Genomic DNA, 15,837 nt, shown 5'->3' on the forward strand with positions numbered 1-15,837 from the left:
CAGCCTCAGCCGCGAATGAGGTCGAGCACCTGGTCACGCACGCGTACCATCACCTGTGTGGTCTCTGCCTCGACGTTCAGTCGAAGCAGTGGCTCGGTGTTCGACGGCCTGACGTTGAACCACCAGAACGGCTCATCCCCGGACAGCCCGGTCACGGTCAAGCCATCGAGTTCGTCGAATTCGGCCATGCCGGTGAACGTGGTCACGATGCGCTCGTAGGCCGCGGGCACGTCTGTCACGGTCGAGTTGATCTCGCCGGAGAGCGCGTAGGGGGTGAACCTGGTCGACATCTCCGACAGCGGCCGGTCCTGGTGTCCGAACTCCGCGAGCACGTGCATCGCGGCGAGCATACCGTTGTCCGCGCCCCAGAAATCCCGGAAGTAGTAGTGGGCGGAGTGTTCACCGCCGAATACAGCGCCGGTCTCGCGCATCTTGTCCTTGATCAGCGAGTGTCCGACCCGGGTTCGCACCGCGACGGCGCCCGCTGCGGTGATGGTCTCTTCGACGATCCTGGAGGTGATCAGATTGTGCAACACCACGGTTTCGGGTTCGGTACCGGCCACCCGGGTGATCTCGCGCAACGCCACCACGGCCGTAACCGCCGACGGATTCATCGGGTTTCCCTTTTCGTCGACGACGAAACAGCGGTCGGCATCCCCGTCGAACGCCAGACCCAGGTCGGCGCCGTGGTGCACGACGGCACGTTGCAGATCGACGAGGTTGGCCGGCTCCAACGGGTTGGCCTCATGGTTCGGAAAAGAGCCGTCCAACTCGAAATACAGCGGGATCACTGTGACCGGCAACTCGGGCAATCCGGCGGCGGTGCCCAGCACCGCCGGCACCGTGAGCCCGCCCATCCCGTTGCCGGCATCCACGACGACTCGGATCGGGCGAATATCTGACAGGTCGACCAGTGAGCGGAGCTTCTGCGCGTACCCGGCCAACACGTCCAGTTGCCGCACCTCTCCCTGGTCGGCGACCGCAGGGATGAAATCGGCGCCGACGCCCCCTGCAGTGCCCGCGGTCAGATACGCGGCCGCACGGTCACGGATCTCGGTCAACCCGGTTTCCGAGCTGATGCCGCGTGCACCGGAGCGAGAGAACTTGATCCCGTTGTAGCTGGCCGGGTTGTGGCTGGCGGTGAACATCACCGCGGGCACGTCGAGGTGACCTGAGGCGAAGTAGGTCTCGTCGGTGGAGCAGAGTCCAAGCATGATGACATCGGCGCCGCGCCGACGGGCGCCGGCAGCAAACGCCTCGGCAAAGCGCGGTGAGGAGTCCCGCATGTCGTGGCCGACGGCGATCTCCGAACCCAGCGCCTCCAACTCATCGACGAACGCGGCGCCGAGCGCACTGACGATCTCATCGGTCAGTGTCTCATCAACGATGCCGCGCACGTCATAGGTCTTGACAATGGCGTTCAGCTGGTCGACGACGGTGGCGCGTGCAGGAGTCATGTCCCAAAACCTATCTGGCCGGCCACGGTGTGGCGCACCAGATGCCAGCCCTCGGGTGCGGAGGTGCGTTCTGCATGCCTTTCGCAGAGATCGTAACTATGCGGCTCTGCTGATGTGCTCAAAGGCCCGAGTACCGCCATGGAATCGTCATAGTCGAAAGTGAGCGTGGCCACGGCATCGCGCGGGCACGCCACTCGGGAACAGGGCCTGGAGAACATCGTTGCCAGACTACTAGCTGCCCGGTCGCTTAAGATGGCGACATGCCCCGATCCCGTTCCAGGTTCTCCTCACCCAGCCGAACCGTGCGTGGGGCCTTCCGAGACCGGCACGGCCGCGGGCTTCGCGGTTCTGTCACCGGCCCCCACCTGCCGATGTTGCGCGGGCGGATCGACGTGTTCGACATGACCGTTGCCTCCACTGTGGAGTACCTGCGCGGCATGTGGGCGGATGAGCTCGCGCACGTGCACTTCGAGATCGGCGCCTACCCCGACGGGGCGGTGGGCGGCGACGGAGTGGAACGCTGGCGGGTCGACCGTGAGCACGACCGGGTGGTGCTCTATCGCTTGCCGATCCAGCGCCTCAGCAAGTTGCATCGGAACGATGAGTTCCACCAACGGATGATGATCGAGAGTTGTGTCTTCCGGGCGGTTGCAGAGCTGATGGGCAAGGACCCCTGGGATCTGGCGCCCGGCGGCTTTCACCACTGAGCTGCTGACCGGGCCCGCGCCGGCGTGGAACGGCTGAACCGCTAACCGCGGTAGACCGTGATCGGTGTGGCAAGTGGACTGATCGCACTGATCGGGAACGACGACGACATTCCGTCGCCCAGGTAACTGACCGAGGCGTACAACCCGGCCGGCCCGGTCACGAGATACTGTCCACCGGCCGCAACGTTGGTCGATACGCTCGCACCGGCGTTCACCGTGAGGGCCACCTCGCTGCCGGGGGCCTTGATCGGAGTGAGGGTCACTTCGGCATTCTGGTCGCCCTGATTGGCAACATGCAATCGGGGCTGGGGCCCGGCCGGAACCTCGACGAGGAAGGACTCGGCCAGTGCCTCGCCGGCCTGGAACCACGCGAAGTCGAGCGCGGCGTCGCCACTCGTGTTTCCCCGCACCGCCGCGACGATCGGGGATGACGCCTCGACCACCACCGTGTAGGTGCCGGCCTGAAGATCCTCGATCGGCAGGTCGGCCACCGCACCGGCGGCCACACGGGCGTTGAGGACGGTGCCCTGGCCGGTCTGCTCGCTGAGGATGCGAACCATCAGGTCCCCGTCCTGGTCGCTCACGCTGTGCACGCGAAGTATGGGTTCGGCGTCATTCAGGGTTCTGCCGGTGTCATTGGAGATGCCTGAGGCATTCTGAACCACGTGAACCCCGGGGATCACCTGCCTGCCGGCCGGCCAGGCCGCATGCCCGACGAGCTCGATCCCCCCCGGCCTGAGCCCACGAACCACGCTGTGCTGCAACCAGGCCGCGATCTTTCCCCCGCGGCTGGTGATGTGCACCACCGGGGACTCGACATCGGGGGCGAGCCCGGCAAGGGGGATCACTCGCTGGCTCGCGGGTTCGACGATCAGGCCGGAGGCGCCCGTGATCTCGACCGGCCCCTCGGCTCCGGCGATCTGGATGTCAACGGTTGCCGCAACCGGTGACGGGTTGATGAGCATGATCAGAGTGGTGCGGCCCACATCGGTGGAGCCGGCGACCAGCCAGCTCTCGGGTGTTGCCTCCTGGCACTCGGTGGCGGCCAGCCCCGAGAGCTCATCTCCCGACAGCGCCTGGCTCTGGCTGCCGGCGAGCAGCGGGGCGGTCGCCTCGGCCGGGTCGACGGGAACGCGGATCGCCGTGGGGACGGCTGTACCGTCCGGATCGACGCCCGTGAGCGGCATGGTCTCCACTGTGCGGTCGGGATCCTGCGCTCCAGCGACCACACCGGCTTCTCCGATGGGCGAAACCGCGTTTGCATCGGTCGCACTGGCTGCGATCGTGAGCAACGGCCCGGGGCAGACGCGCTCCTGCGCCGCCGGCTGTGGCGTGACCACTGTTGATGGCGCCGACTGGCGAACCTCTGGCAGGGGGGTCACGAGCGCGGCGGCGGTGAAGGCCACCACCGCTGTCGTCGCGAGCGCCCCGAACAGTGTGCGCGCGCCGATCTTCCAGATACTTCGATCACGCGTCATCGTTCGCCTCCGCTCTCGACCTGCTCTTCGGCGGAATGCTCTGCCGCTTCCACGGTGCCGGCTCCCACCGATATCCGTTGACGCCAATCGGCGTCGGCAGGCTCGGGTTCCGGCTCGGCTTGGTGAGGATGGCCCTGTTCCGGCCCAGCGCTTTCTGGCTCGACCTGTTCTGGCTCGACCTGTTCCGGCACGTCCTGTTCCGGCTCGTCCTGTTCCGACTCGACCACGTCCGACTCAAGCAGTTCCGACTCAAGCAGTTCCGACTCAACCAGTTCTGGCTCAACCCCTTCTGGCTCAACCGGTTCTGGCTCAACTGGCCGAGGCTCGGCCGGATCGGCGGCGCCCCGGTTGTCGGCGGCGAGGCGTGGCTTGTCACGCTTCGGCCGGCGGTCGCGGGCATCACGCCTGCCCGGTTTTGCCGCGCTCCGCCTGCGTCGACGTGGATTCACGGCGAGAGAATCGAAATCGCGCACCGGGCCGGTGGGCACCGCCAGCAGGAACATGAGCGCGAACACGATCACCTGAGCCCAGAGCAATTGGCTGACACCCGGCGGCACCGCCTCGGGCAGCATGGATGCCGGGGTCTCGCTGGTGGTCAGCGGGTGACTCCAGAGCGTGCCGAACCCGGTTTCACCGATCGGAACGAGCCCCGCGTTGCCGTCGAGGGCAGCCGTGACCCGGCGCAACACGGCGTCCTGCGCGGAGACGTCACCACCGGCCTCGCCGAGGGCCGAATCACCCCGGCCGACGATTTGTCCCGCGGTCGGTACGGGTTCCACCGGGGCTTCCGAATCCAGCTCAAGTTTCGGCACCGGTGTCAGACTCGGTGGGCTCGCCGCGATCTCTGGGCTCTGCAGAACAACGAACCCGATCGCCAACTCAGACAGCTGGGTGCTGGCATCGAAGCCGCTGGTGGAGGCGAGGTTCGCCGCGAGTTGCGCCAATTTCACATCGTCTGGGCTGAGAAACGGGTCGGTCGTCTGCAGCGTCGATTCCCGGTCGAGGGTTCGTCCTGCGCCACGGTCAAGCCGCACGGTGAGGCTTCCATCCGGTTGGCCGATCAGCACCATGGTGCCCAGTCGGGGCTGCAGCTGCGCCTCGGCAGTGACCACGGCGGGCAGGGTTCGCCCGGCCGTCGGGGTGACCGCGGCTGTTCCAGCCAACACTGCGATTGCGGCGGGGCTGACGGCCAGAGCTGCCGCCAGCAACGCGGCCACTGCCGGTACAGGCGCAACCCGGGGCACGGCGTCCAGACCGATGACGGCCGCGCAACCGATGCCGAGCCAGAGAAGGCTCAGCCCGGTACCGGGCCACACCGGGGTGGCATCCGCACCGAGCAGGCTGACGGACAATTGACCGGAGACGACCGCCGTGGCGAAGCCGGCCATTCCGATACTGACCGCAATGGCCGCCCGTCGCCAACCCCGCAGGAACAGTGCGACCAGGGCGAGCGCGGCCAACGGCGCAAAGAGCAGGCCCACCACGAGTCCGGCTGGCGTCTCGACGCTGAGGGCGGCGAGCAGGTTGGACCAACTGTCGAGGCCGGTTCCGGGAAAGCCCGCGAGCAGTTGCCCGGCCGGCGCCACGGCGGTGGCGATCACCAGCCCGGGGTCGGCGAGCAGCCCCATCGGGTTGTCGCGCTGGAGCAGCTGGCTGAGAACCAGCGGCGCGAACAGTGCGACGGTGGGAACGGCAACGGCAATCAGGCGTGCGAGGCGCCGCCCGGACGAGAACACCGCGACCAACCAGATCAGAGCAAGCGCCACGAAAAGGATGGGAGCGCAGGCAATGGTCGCCGCCGCGAGCAGCCCCGTGGTGGCTGCCGCTGACCAGGAGCGCGCCGCCCGCATTCCGGCGAAGAAGAGCCAGGGAAGCAGCAGATGCACCAGGATCGCAGCCAGTCGGCCGTCGGCCAGCGCGATCATCAACGTGGGAGCGAGCGCATATATGACAGCCAGAAACGCGCGCAGCCCACCTCTTTCGGTGAACCGGCTGGCGAGGAACCATGCCCCCATCGTCGCGAGTGGAAGTGCTGAAAGGTACACGAGGGTGACGATCAACGATGGGGACCAGAAGGTGATCGAACCCAGCACTGCGAGCACGTAGCTGAAGGGGTCGGCACCTCCGGCGAATCCGAGGCCGACGTCACGCCAGCCGGTACCGAGCTGGCCCCAGAGTTCGGCCGGCCGATCGGACAGCGGTAGCAGACCGCCGCCGCCGAGCGACGATGCGCCGATGAACGGCAGGAAGACACCCAGACCGACCACGAACATGGCTGCCACGGTCCACGCACCGCCGGTGGAGAAGAACTGCACCGGCTGGCGTTTGCCATCGCGGCGCACCCGGGCCTGGTCGCGCTCGATGGCGCGCCGCTGCCGGACCTGATCCGGCGGCATCCGCAGGTCGTCGATGGCCGACCAGCCCAGGGTCTTGGTACGCGCCAGGGCACGACGCGCACGTGGCACACGCAGCCCGGAGAATGCCGCACCGAACGCCGCGAGAAACTCTCCCGCGACCGCGCCCGGTTGTTTGCGCAGCACGAACAGCAGCGAACGCAGGATCGCCAGGGGCACGAGCGCCAACCAGTGCAACGGAACGGCTGGCAGGGGCGCGTACACCAGGCGCCGGTGCAACTGGGCGCGACGATTCTGCCGCATGCGGGTGCGTCGGGCTCTGGCCCGGCGAGACCCGGTCGGGCCGGCGACACCGTCACCGGCCGAGAGGACACGGGCGTCGGGCACCACCACGATACGGTGCCCCGCAAGCCTCACCCGGATGCAGAAGTCAAGCGCGTCGTCGACGACGGGGAGCCCGGGGTCGAATCCGCCGAGTTCACTCCACAGGGTGTGGCGCACGAACATTCCGCCGGCACCGACCGCCAGAACATCGCTGGCCACGTCGTGTTGCGCCTGGTCGAGTTCATTCTCGACCAGCGCGACCGTTGCACCGGTGGCGGTCACCGTCTCGCCGAACTCTCGAATGTAGTCGGTGGCGTGCCAGTCCATCTGCTTGGGCCCGGCGACGGCGACTGACGGGGCCACCTCGACCGTGGCGAGCAACGCCGCCAGTGCGCCCGAGTCGGGTGCGCTGTCCTGGGCGAGCAGCCAGAGCCATTCGGAATCGGAGGCGGGCGGAGCCGAAACCCTCACCGCTTGGGCGATCGCGGCACCGAAGCTGAGTGGCGTGCTCGACGAGACGATCCGGTCAGGCACAAACCTCGCCGCAATGTCGGTGGTCTCGGCACCCGAGCCGACAGTGACGATGATGACCTCGTCGGCCGGGCGCGACTGAGCGGCCAGCGCATCAAGGGTGCGCTCGAGGTGGTCTGCTCCGTCGTGGGCGACGACGATGGCGGTGACTCGTGGCTGCATTCCAGTCAGCCTAAACGCGGTCCCGGCACATCGTGCACATCAGGTGCGGTGCGCCGCATCTGGGGTTCGTTCACCCCCGGATTGGGGGCGTGGATCAGCCCGCGCGACGCCGCAGTTTGCGACGCTCGCGCTCCGAGAGTCCGCCCCAGATACCAAATCTCTCGTCGTTCATCAACGCGTATTCGAGGCATTGCGTCTTCACTTCGCACGTTTCGCAGATCTTCTTGGCGTCGCGGGTGGAGCCTCCCTTTTCAGGGAAGAAGGCCTCAGGATCGGTCTGCGCGCACAGCGCATCCTCCTGCCAGGCAAGCGGATCTTCGCGCGGGGCCTGACGCACGCCCGGCACACCGAGGTCAACCGGATCCACAAACCAGTTGTCGGGAACCCCCGCACGATATTCTGGTATTGACATCGTGTTTCCCTTTCCACTCGGTTCTCGCTAAAAATTCGCTTCTAGTAATTACACCGGTGTAGTTACCGGTTAGTCAAGCCGCAAATGCTAAACCCTCAATCTGCTCTGGAAGGTTGCGACGCGCCGAATGGGGAGATCGTCAGCAAATTTCGGTACCTGCGGGCTCATATTGATCAGAAATTCAGGCGGAGAGGGTCGCCAGAGTTTTGTAGTCTCTGCCGAACCTCTGTGCCTGAATTTTTACCCGCGGCACCCGCCGCGAACCTGAGTAGAAGCTGAAGATGCGGTAACAATACAGGCCAGAATTCGGCACGGACGCCTTCCTGCGCATACGTTGGAAATATGGCACAGCTGCTACCCGCAGCGCGGGTCATGATTTCAAAAACCAATTCCTCCCTGCGGAGATTCTCCTCAGCGGAGCTCGCGGGCTTCGTCTTCTTCGTCACGTTCGCCGGTCAGGCGTTGCGCAACCTCGCCGGGTGGGCCGGGTTCGCAGCCATCATCCTTGCGGTGTTCCTGGCCACTGTCAGCGTGCTCGGGCCGCGCATCCAGTCGGGGCGCCTCGCCGCCGTTCCGGTGCCGCTTCTCCTGTTCCTCGGCCTGTGTGCCGCCTCGCTCACCTGGTCCAAGTACGGCGACGCGACGCTGCTCGGCCTGGTGGTGCAATGGATGCCGACGGTCGCCGGAGTGCTCATCGCCGTCACGCTGGATTGGCAGCAGCTTCTGGATGCGCTCTGGAGCGCACTGAAGTGGATCCTCGGACTCTCGCTGGTGTTCGAACTGTTCGTGGCCGTGGTGGTGCGCGGGCCGTTGATGCCCGTCGGTATGCGCGCCGGCGCCCACCCCGAGACGTTCGCCTGGTCAACCGGTGACCTGTTCTCACTCGGCCCCATTCAGGGGATCGTGGCCAACCGCAACCTGTTGGCATTCGTCGCCCTGCTGGCCATCATCACCCTGGCCGTGCGCTGGTTCGAGCGCCCGGCGTTGCACCGCAACACGGGCGTGTGGCTCGGCATCGCTGCTCTCACCCTCGCCCTGACCCGCTCGGCAACGGTGACCATCGCCTTGTTCACGATCGCGGCGCTGGCCGCCGTCGTGCTGTTGATGCGGCACATTCCGGACGCGTGGCGCCGCTACCTCTACCCCGGCGGCGCCCTCGTATTGTTGGTCGGCCTGGCCGCTTTCGTGGTCAACTCGGCCACTCTCTTCTCCATCGTCGGCCGCGACGACGACATGACCGGGCGAATGGAGATCTGGGAGAAGGTAACGACCCTTGCCTCCCAGCAGCCCATGTTCGGCTGGGGCTGGGTGGGATACTGGGCGCCCTGGGTGAAGCCGTTTCACAATCTCGTCGTCATCGATGGCACCACCTACCTGCAGGCGCACAACGCGCTGCTCGACGTCTGGCTGCAACTGGGGCTCGCCGGTGTGCTCCTCGCCCTGTTCGTGGCGGTCACCGCTGGTGCACGGGCTTGGCGCATCGCTTTGTCCCCCGTCGATCGGCACGGCCGGCGTCGCCCGTTCAGCGCGATCACGCTGCTGCCCCTGCTTCTGATGGCCGCCCTGCTCATCCAGTCGCTCACCGAGAGCCGCCTGCTGATCGAGGGCAACTGGTTGCTGTTCGTTCTTCTGGCGTGCGCGGTGAAGGCCGATGCGCCACCATTCGGTTCGTCGAAACAGTTCGGTCTGGCTGTGCGCGAGATCTACCAGCGCAACTCCCGGGAAGTGCAACGCACCTGAAAACTGGCGCCGGGGCGCCGGGGCGTCTTCGCCTGAGGGCTTAGTCTTGAGGGCATGGCTTGGGGCAGGACGCGACTGGCGGTCAACGTGTTCGGGACCTTCGTCGTCTTCATGTCGTTCACGGCTCTCACCTGGATGAACCTGATCGGTCGGTGGGCCTTCGGCACCGCGGCCGCCGTCATTGTGATCGTGTGCGTCGGACTGGTCATCCAGAGCAAACCGGACATGCGCTGGTGGGGCGCCCCGAAGGCGGTCGGGCTCTTCGTTCTCTACGCCCTGCTGATGGTGATCCTGTGGCCTCCGGGCGGGCAGGGCAGCCAGGACACCCTGTTCGGCGTGGCCATCATCATCGCGGTGACGTGCATCGGCTTGTTCCTGGCCCTCGCCCTGAGCTGGCCCGAATTGCTGCGCGCCATGGAGCACGGGCTGCGCTGGGCGATCGGGTTGTCGCTGCTCTTCGAGTTGGTGGTCGCCATCTTCGTGCGCCATCCGGTCGCGGCTTTGTTCACCGGTGTCTCAGGGTCCGGGGCGGCGGCGCCGATGCTCTCCGAAGCGAACCTGTTCTCGGGTGGGCCGATCCTCGGCGCCACTGGGCTCGAACTGCTGCCACTGACGGCACTTTTCGCCCTGATCGTCTGGTCGATCCGTCTCGGATCCTCGTCGTGGCGACTGCAGCGACCCACACGAAGGTTCTGGTTGATCGTCTGGATCGTTCTGGCGGTCATCACGCTTGTTCTCACCCGCTCTCCGGCCGCAATCGTCGGGCTGGGAGTTGTCGCTGTCACCTTTGGATTCGCGATCTGGGGCCGTACCGCAGGGCCGGCCGGCCGGTTGCCGGTCTACTTGGTGATGACCATCGTGGTGGCGGTCGGGGTCGCCGCAGCCATCGTGTTCACCCCGGAGATCACGGCATATTTCGAGCACCCCTTCGGCGCTCCCAGCCAGGCGAGTAGCGCACCGAGTTGGCCCGGCATCTGGGGCCAATTGGATGTGCTCGGAGTGGTGCTGCTCGCAATGGTGTTCATATCATCGCTGTGGCGCGCCTGGTTCCGGGCGGTGGACCGCGCACAGGTGCGGCCGAACGAACGCATGCGGTATCAGACCTCGGCGCTGCTCGCGCTGCTCGTGGTGATTCTGCTGCTGGTGGCGAGCCTGACGGGGGGGCTGCTGATCGCCATCGCCGGTGGAATCTGGCTGATCACGTTCGCCACCAAGTCGAAGCTGGACGTCGTCATCACGTCCTGACTGCGCGTCGCCGCCCCGTTGCTGAAGTCACTACTTCTCGACGGGCGGACCCTCGGGCGGGTCAGCCGGCGGGTCTCCGGGCCGAATGGGCGGGGTGGGCCGGGCCGGCGAGCCGCCAGAGGGCACGTCGGTGGGGCCCCCAGCGCGGTCAATCGCGATCCTGCGGGCCAGTTCCGTCACCTGGCCCTCCAGCGCCCGAAACCGGCGATAGCTGGTCGCCACGAACCCGAGGAAGGTGAGCACGAGAAAGTACAGCAGCAGGTCGGCCCCGCGCGCGACGCCGAACAGGTTGGCCAGTTTCGTCCAGATCTGCGGCAAAAAGACGCTGGAGGCGGCCGCGATGATGAACACCATCATCAGGATGCGGCGGATCGCCTGGTGGCGTGCTCCCCCGCCCCGCAGCATGAAGAAGGCCGCCACGGCGATGGCCAGCACCGCGAGAAGTTGGAAGACGATCAGCATCGGATCACCGGAACAGCATCTCGACGAGGATATTGACGGAGTTCAGCAAGGATTGCCCCTTCGACCGGGAGTAGTCGGTGTAGATGATGTGAGTCGGGTATTCTGCCCAGTTCGCCTTGAGGTCGCCGATCTGGTCGATCAGCTCAGACGCATGGGCCATCCGATTCTGCCGGAGCCGGATCTTCGCGAGCAGGTCGCGGTCGATCACCCGCAAGCCGTTGTGCGCGTCGGTGAGTGCCATCCCGGTCGTCCAGCGGGTGTAGCGGGCAGCCGACTTCAGGATCAGTTTTCGTAGGCCACCGATCTCGGTGCGGTCGTCGAGAAAACGAGATCCCACCACCACGTCGAGGTTCTTCGCACGAAGTTCTTCGACCATGGCCTTCGCATCCGCGACCGAATGCTGTCCGTCGGCGTCGAAGGTCACCACCTCGGTCATCTGCGGGTCGGCCAGGGCAAAGCTGAAACCGGTCTGCAGGCTGGCACCCTGACCGAGGTTGGTCGGATGCTCGACCACGGTCGCGCCGGCAGAACGCGCCTGGGCCACAGAATCGTCAGTGGATCCATCGTCGATGCAGACCACGAAATCGAAGGCTCGACGCACCTCTTCCACCACCTGAGCGATGACGGTTGCCTCATTGAGCATGGGGACAACAACCCAGGTACGCGCCATGCGTACAGTTTGGCATATCGTGGTGTTGCCTCCGTGACCGCTAGCGTTGGGGCATGAACCCGAGGGACGACGAATGCGCATGAGCAGTTGGCTCGGCCGCGTGGATATCGCCCACGACGAGAAGACGAGTCTTGCCAACAAGGGTCTGCTCTCCACCATCAGCGTGACCGTGCAGGGTCTGATCCGCACGGTGTACAGCATCCTGATCGGAAACCTGCTGACACCGGCCCTGCTGGCTGCCGTCAACAGCGCCATCTCCCTGGCCCTGTTCATGTCCCTGCTCTGGCCCAATGCGACCAGTGCCGCCGCCACGAAATTCATCGCCCGCTCACGCGGGTCAGGCGACTCCGGCCAGGCGGCTGCCATCGCCGCGCACCTGGCCAGGGTCACCGCGGTCACCGCGGGGTTGCTCGCCGTGCCCGCCGGGGCGTTCTCGTACCTGTTCCAGGCACGCAACGACCTGGCCACCGCGGTGCTGGTCATGCTGCTGGTCATCGCATACTCGGGCTATACGTTCGTACGAGGAATCTATTTCGCGATCGGCCAGATCAACCGATCCGTGGCCTGGGATGTGATCACAGCGGTCGTTGCCATCGGGCTGCTGGTCGGAGTGATCTGGGCCGGCTGGACCGCCCTCCTGCTCGCCCCACTGACGGTGGGCTACCTGATCTATGCGATCGCCGGGTGGCCCAGGCGCCACCGCGGAGACCGGCTGCCGCACCCCCTCCGCCAGGAGATGAACGGTTTCACCGCGTGGACCCTGGTCGGCACCCTCGCCAGCACCGGGTTTCTGCAACTCACCATGATCATCGCCCAAGGGGTGGGCCACGGCACCGAGGCCGGCATGTATGCGGCCGCCCTCACCCTGGCCACCCCCACCTCCATGCTCGCCCGGTCGCTGTCGCTGGTGCTGTTCCCGGCGATGGCGCACGCCACTGGCCGCGGCGACCTCGCCGCCGTTCGCCGGCAGACCGACCTGGCCACCCGCGGCCTGGTGGTGGTTATGGGGGGCGCCTTCGCCGCGCTCATCCTGAACAGCCAACTCATCATCGATCTGTTCTGGGGTGCACGCTATGCGGATGCGGTCGGTATCCTGCCGATCCTTCTGATCGCGTCACTTCTGGTCACCCTGAACGTGGGCGCCGTGAACTCGCTCAGCACGACCACATCGTCGGGGGTGCGCATCCCCGCGCTGCTCAGCGTGGTCGGCATGGCGGTGGGGCTGACCACGATGGCGCTTCTGATCCCGAGGCTCGGGGTCACCGGCGTCGCCTGGGGCTATCTGGCGGGCACCGTGGTGACCGGGTTCGGCCCGATCGTGTTCATCTGGGTGCAGGACCGGATGCCGTGGGGCGGCCTCTGGCTGCGTGCCGCGCTCGGGGCGATCGCCCTGGTACTCATCAGCATCGGCCGAGACGGCCTCGGTTGGGGCCTCGCCGGTGACGTGCTGGCGACCGTTGCCTTCGCACTCGTCTGGGCTGCGCTGATGTGGCCGTACCTGGGCATGCTAAATTCGGTGAGGAAACCCACGGCCGGCTAGTCGGCCTGTGTCGGTGCCCCCCAGTTGTTCCGCAAAACTCCGAGAGGACGGTCACAGGTGGTCTTCGTTGCGCCCAGCGCCGATGTGTCAGACGAAGCCGTGATCGGTGACGGCTCGAGCATCTGGCATCTGGCCCAGGTTCGCGAGCGGGCACAGCTCGGCACCCGGTGCATCATCGGGCGCGGGGCGTACATCGGCACCGGTGTGGTGATGGGCGACAACTGCAAGGTGCAGAACTACGCCCTGGTCTACGAGCCGGCCGTGCTCGGCGACGGCGTATTCATCGGCCCCGCCGTGGTGCTCACCAACGACACCTACCCGCGCGCGGTCACCCCGGACGGCGCCCTCAAATTGGCCTCCGACTGGGACGCCGTCGGCGTGACGATCGGCGATGGGGCATCCATCGGCGCCCGCGCCGTCTGCATCGCCCCGGTCACCATCGGAGCCTGGGCGACGGTGGCCGCCGGCGCCGTGGTCACCGCCGACGTACCCGATTTTGCCCTCGTCGCGGGGGTGCCCGCCAAGCGCATCCGCTGGGTCGGCCGCGCGGGGGTTCCCCTGGAACGTGACGGCGACGGGTGGGTGTGCCCGGCCACCGGAGCCCGCTACTTCGAAGAGAACGACAGCCTGCGAGAGGCCACCAATGACTGAGCACCAATCGACGCGGCACGACGTGACAGAGTATGAATTCATCCCCGCCGCCCGGCCCATCATCGGCGACGAGGAGCGCAGGGCTGTCGACGAGGTGCTGGTTTCGGGCATGCTCGCCCAGGGCACCGAGGTGGCCCGGTTCGAACGCGAGTTCTCTGAGGTGCTGCTGGACGGTCGTGCGGCGGTCGCCGTGAACTCGGGCACCGCCGGACTGCACCTGGGTCTGCTGGCCGCCGGTGTGGGCCCGGGCGATGAGGTGATCGTGCCGTCGTTCACCTTCGCGGCCACCGCCAACTCGGTCGCCCTGACCGGGGCCACCCCGGTGTTCGCCGACATCGACCCGAACTCGTTCTGCCTCGATGCGGCGAGTGTCGCCCAGGTGGTCTCCGAGCGCACCGTGGGCATCATGCCGGTGCACCTGTACGGGCATCCGGCCGACATGAATGCACTCGGCACGCTCGCGGCCGAACACGGCCTCAAGATCTTCGAGGACGCCGCGCAGGCGCACGGCGCCTCCCTCGACGGCCGCAGGGTGGGCACATTCGGCGACTTCGCGATGTTCAGTCTCTACCCGACGAAGAACATGACCAGCGGCGAGGGCGGAATGGTCTCCACTGCCGACCCGGAGGTCGAGCGCCGACTGCGTCTGCTGCGCAACCAGGGCATGGAGCGGCAGTACGAGAATGAACTGGTCGGCTTCAACGCGCGGATGACGAACATCCACGCGGCGATCGGACGGGTTCAGTTGACGAAAGTATGGGGCTGGACAGCGAAACGGCAGGCGAACGCCGCGTTCCTGTCCCAGAACCTGGCCGGGGTCACCACCCCGCCGCTCGCTGTGGGTGCCAGCCACGTCTACCACCAGTACACGATCCGGGTCGGCGAAGACCGCGACGGTCTGGCGGAGGCGTTGAAGAGCGAGTACAACATCGGCAGCGGGGTCTACTACCCGATCCCGAACCACAGGCTGCCGTCATTCCAACGCCCGGAAGATCTGCCGGAGACCGAGAAGGCGGCGGCCGAGGTGCTGAGCCTTCCGGTGCATCCGTCGCTGACCGAGCACGACCTCGAACGCATCGTGACCGCTGTGAACGCACTCGCTGCGGCAGGTGCCTGATGGGTGATCTGCGGGTCGGGCTGGTCGGGCTCGGCATGATGGGCCGTCACCACGCACGCGTGGTGCGCGAGGTGGACGGCGTGCAACTGGTCGGTGTTGCCGACGCGATGGGTGACCCGCACGAGGTCTCCGGCAAGCTTCCCGTGCTGCAGACAGTCGCCGAGCTGATCGCCGAGGGGCTCGACATGGCGGTGGTCGCCGTGCCGACCGGGATGCACGAGGAGGTGGCGCTGGAATTGGCAGAGGCCGGCGTGCACACCCTGGTGGAGAAGCCGATCGCGAGCGACTCGGTGGCCGGTCGTCGCATCCTGGAGGCATTCGCCTCACGGGGGCTGGTCGGCGCCGTTGGGCACATCGAACGGTTCAACCCCGCCCTGCAGAGCCTGCGCTCGCGCATCGAGGCGGGCGATCTCGGCGAGGTCTACCAGATCGCCACGAGGCGGCAGGGACCGTTCCCGGCACGGATCGCTGACGTGGGCGTGGTCAAAGACCTCGGCACGCACGACATCGATCTCACCAGCTGGTTGGCGCAGAGCCCGTACACCTCGGTGTCTGCGCGTACCACCACCCGCAGTGGGCGCCCCCACGAAGACATGGTCTCGATCTCGGGGCAATTGGCGAACGGTGTGATCACCGACCATCTGGTCAACTGGCTGTCGCCGATGAAGGAGCGCTGCACCGTCGTCACCGGGGAGCGCGGTGCCTACGTCGCCGACACGATCGCGGCCGACCTCTACTTCTACGAGAACGGCACAATGACCACGCGCTGGGACTCTGTTGCCGCGTTCCGGGGCGTCTCCGAGGGCTCGATGATCCGCTACGCGCTGAAGAAGCAGGAGCCCCTGCGCTTGGAACACGAGGCGTTCCGGGATGCGGTGCTCGGGGTATCGAACAAAATCGTCACCATGCAGGAGGGCCTGGACACGCTGCGGGTTGCCGAGGCCGTTCTCGAATCCGCCCGCGAATCCACCGTGGTGTCCCTGTAAC

The 15,837-nt window shown here is 66.6% G+C and carries 14 protein-coding genes; 7 read left to right on the top strand and 7 right to left on the bottom strand.

Annotation, left to right across the window (positions count from 1 at the left end; genetic code table 11):
* Positions 1-5: 5 nt before the first annotated feature.
* Entirely contained in the window at positions 6-1,457 is a 1,452-nt protein-coding gene (locus DL891_RS00845) for a phosphomannomutase/phosphoglucomutase (protein ID WP_111718521.1), read from the bottom strand.
* Positions 1,454-1,675 (bottom strand): DUF3499 family protein, encoded by a 222-nt coding sequence (locus DL891_RS00850; RefSeq protein ID WP_111718522.1) that lies wholly within the window; start codon positions 1,673-1,675, stop codon positions 1,454-1,456. Before DL891_RS00850 ends, DL891_RS00845 begins: the two co-directional genes overlap by 4 nt.
* 42 nt (positions 1,676-1,717) lie before the next feature.
* Here DL891_RS00850 and DL891_RS00855 point away from each other — a divergent pair, with 42 nt between their 5' ends.
* Positions 1,718-2,164 (top strand): metallopeptidase family protein, encoded by a 447-nt coding sequence (locus tag DL891_RS00855; protein ID WP_111718523.1) that lies wholly within the window; start codon positions 1,718-1,720, stop codon positions 2,162-2,164.
* Positions 2,165-2,205: 41 nt separating this feature from the next.
* Here the strand turns inward: DL891_RS00855 and DL891_RS00860 are convergent, their stop codons facing one another.
* The 3 genes from DL891_RS00860 to DL891_RS00870 form a co-directional block, all read right to left on the bottom strand.
* The gene (locus DL891_RS00860) at positions 2,206-3,642 is read right to left on the bottom strand and encodes a DUF5719 family protein (RefSeq protein ID WP_111718524.1); all 1,437 of its coding nucleotides are present in this window, start codon (positions 3,640-3,642) and stop codon (positions 2,206-2,208) included.
* Complete coding sequence (locus tag DL891_RS00865; RefSeq protein ID WP_111718525.1) at positions 3,639-7,013, bottom strand: glycosyltransferase; 3,375 nt, start codon at positions 7,011-7,013, stop codon at positions 3,639-3,641. Before DL891_RS00865 ends, DL891_RS00860 begins: the two co-directional genes overlap by 4 nt.
* 94 nt (positions 7,014-7,107) lie before the next feature.
* The gene (locus DL891_RS00870) at positions 7,108-7,425 is read right to left on the bottom strand and encodes a WhiB family transcriptional regulator (RefSeq protein WP_111718526.1); all 318 of its coding nucleotides are present in this window, start codon (positions 7,423-7,425) and stop codon (positions 7,108-7,110) included.
* 342 nt (positions 7,426-7,767) lie between these two features.
* Here DL891_RS00870 and DL891_RS00875 point away from each other — a divergent pair, with 342 nt between their 5' ends.
* Together DL891_RS00875 and DL891_RS00880 are read left to right on the top strand one after the other, a co-directional pair.
* Positions 7,768-9,165 carry an O-antigen ligase gene (locus DL891_RS00875; RefSeq protein WP_111718527.1) on the top strand — a complete coding sequence of 466 codons (1,398 nt, stop codon included), beginning with the start codon at positions 7,768-7,770 and terminating at the stop codon, positions 9,163-9,165.
* Positions 9,166-9,219: 54 nt separating this feature from the next.
* A complete protein-coding gene (locus DL891_RS00880; RefSeq protein WP_111718528.1) occupies positions 9,220-10,410 on the top strand; it encodes a hypothetical protein in 1,191 nt (396 codons plus the stop codon).
* Between the two features lie 30 nt (positions 10,411-10,440).
* On the opposite strand, the gene DL891_RS00885 is transcribed toward DL891_RS00880, so the two are convergent.
* The gene (locus DL891_RS00885) at positions 10,441-10,872 is read right to left on the bottom strand and encodes a DUF2304 domain-containing protein (protein ID WP_111718529.1); all 432 of its coding nucleotides are present in this window, start codon (positions 10,870-10,872) and stop codon (positions 10,441-10,443) included.
* A gap of 4 nt (positions 10,873-10,876) precedes the next feature.
* Positions 10,877-11,542: a glycosyltransferase family 2 protein gene (locus DL891_RS00890; protein WP_111718530.1), complete on the bottom strand. Its 666-nt coding sequence runs from the start codon at positions 11,540-11,542 to the stop codon at positions 10,877-10,879.
* Positions 11,543-11,621: 79 nt separating this feature from the next.
* Between DL891_RS00890 and DL891_RS00895 the strand changes: the two genes are divergently transcribed.
* Genes DL891_RS00895 through DL891_RS00910 form a run of 4 tightly spaced genes read left to right on the top strand, consistent with a single transcriptional unit; the run spans position 11,622 to position 15,836 of the window.
* Positions 11,622-13,082 carry a lipopolysaccharide biosynthesis protein gene (locus DL891_RS00895; protein WP_157962339.1) on the top strand — a complete coding sequence of 487 codons (1,461 nt, stop codon included), beginning with the start codon at positions 11,622-11,624 and terminating at the stop codon, positions 13,080-13,082.
* 57 nt (positions 13,083-13,139) lie between these two features.
* Positions 13,140-13,733, top strand: a complete 594-nt coding sequence (locus DL891_RS00900; RefSeq protein WP_111718532.1) for an acyltransferase — start codon at positions 13,140-13,142, stop codon at positions 13,731-13,733.
* Positions 13,726-14,850 carry a DegT/DnrJ/EryC1/StrS aminotransferase family protein gene (locus DL891_RS00905; RefSeq protein ID WP_111718533.1) on the top strand — a complete coding sequence of 375 codons (1,125 nt, stop codon included), beginning with the start codon at positions 13,726-13,728 and terminating at the stop codon, positions 14,848-14,850. Before DL891_RS00900 ends, DL891_RS00905 begins: the two co-directional genes overlap by 8 nt.
* On the top strand, positions 14,850-15,836 hold the full coding sequence (locus DL891_RS00910; protein ID WP_111718534.1) for a Gfo/Idh/MocA family protein: 987 nt from the start codon (positions 14,850-14,852) through the stop codon (positions 15,834-15,836). The genes DL891_RS00905 and DL891_RS00910 overlap by 1 nt, the downstream gene beginning before the upstream one ends.
* Position 15,837 lies beyond the last annotated feature (1 nt).

It is taken from the genome of Homoserinimonas sp. OAct 916 (assembly GCF_003260275.1).
GTDB lineage: Bacteria > Actinomycetota > Actinomycetes > Actinomycetales > Microbacteriaceae > OACT-916.

What these genes read in the sequence shown, in the direction of transcription:
- DL891_RS00845 (WP_111718521.1), bottom strand. Translation starts at nt 1,457, where the DNA reads ATGACTCCTGCACGCGCCACCGTCGTCGACCAGCTGAACGCCATTGTC.
- DL891_RS00850 (WP_111718522.1), bottom strand. Translation starts at nt 1,675, where the DNA reads ATGTTCTCCAGGCCCTGTTCCCGAGTGGCGTGCCCGCGCGATGCCGTG.
- DL891_RS00855 (WP_111718523.1), top strand. Translation starts at nt 1,718, where the DNA reads ATGCCCCGATCCCGTTCCAGGTTCTCCTCACCCAGCCGAACCGTGCGT.
- DL891_RS00860 (WP_111718524.1), bottom strand. Translation starts at nt 3,642, where the DNA reads ATGACGCGTGATCGAAGTATCTGGAAGATCGGCGCGCGCACACTGTTC.
- DL891_RS00865 (WP_111718525.1), bottom strand. Translation starts at nt 7,013, where the DNA reads ATGCAGCCACGAGTCACCGCCATCGTCGTCGCCCACGACGGAGCAGAC.
- DL891_RS00870 (WP_111718526.1), bottom strand. Translation starts at nt 7,425, where the DNA reads ATGTCAATACCAGAATATCGTGCGGGGGTTCCCGACAACTGGTTTGTG.
- DL891_RS00875 (WP_111718527.1), top strand. Translation starts at nt 7,768, where the DNA reads ATGGCACAGCTGCTACCCGCAGCGCGGGTCATGATTTCAAAAACCAAT.
- DL891_RS00880 (WP_111718528.1), top strand. Translation starts at nt 9,220, where the DNA reads ATGGCTTGGGGCAGGACGCGACTGGCGGTCAACGTGTTCGGGACCTTC.
- DL891_RS00885 (WP_111718529.1), bottom strand. Translation starts at nt 10,872, where the DNA reads ATGCTGATCGTCTTCCAACTTCTCGCGGTGCTGGCCATCGCCGTGGCG.
- DL891_RS00890 (WP_111718530.1), bottom strand. Translation starts at nt 11,542, where the DNA reads ATGGCGCGTACCTGGGTTGTTGTCCCCATGCTCAATGAGGCAACCGTC.
- DL891_RS00895 (WP_157962339.1), top strand. Translation starts at nt 11,622, where the DNA reads ATGAGCAGTTGGCTCGGCCGCGTGGATATCGCCCACGACGAGAAGACG.
- DL891_RS00905 (WP_111718533.1), top strand. Translation starts at nt 13,726, where the DNA reads ATGACTGAGCACCAATCGACGCGGCACGACGTGACAGAGTATGAATTC.
- DL891_RS00910 (WP_111718534.1), top strand. Translation starts at nt 14,850, where the DNA reads ATGGGTGATCTGCGGGTCGGGCTGGTCGGGCTCGGCATGATGGGCCGT.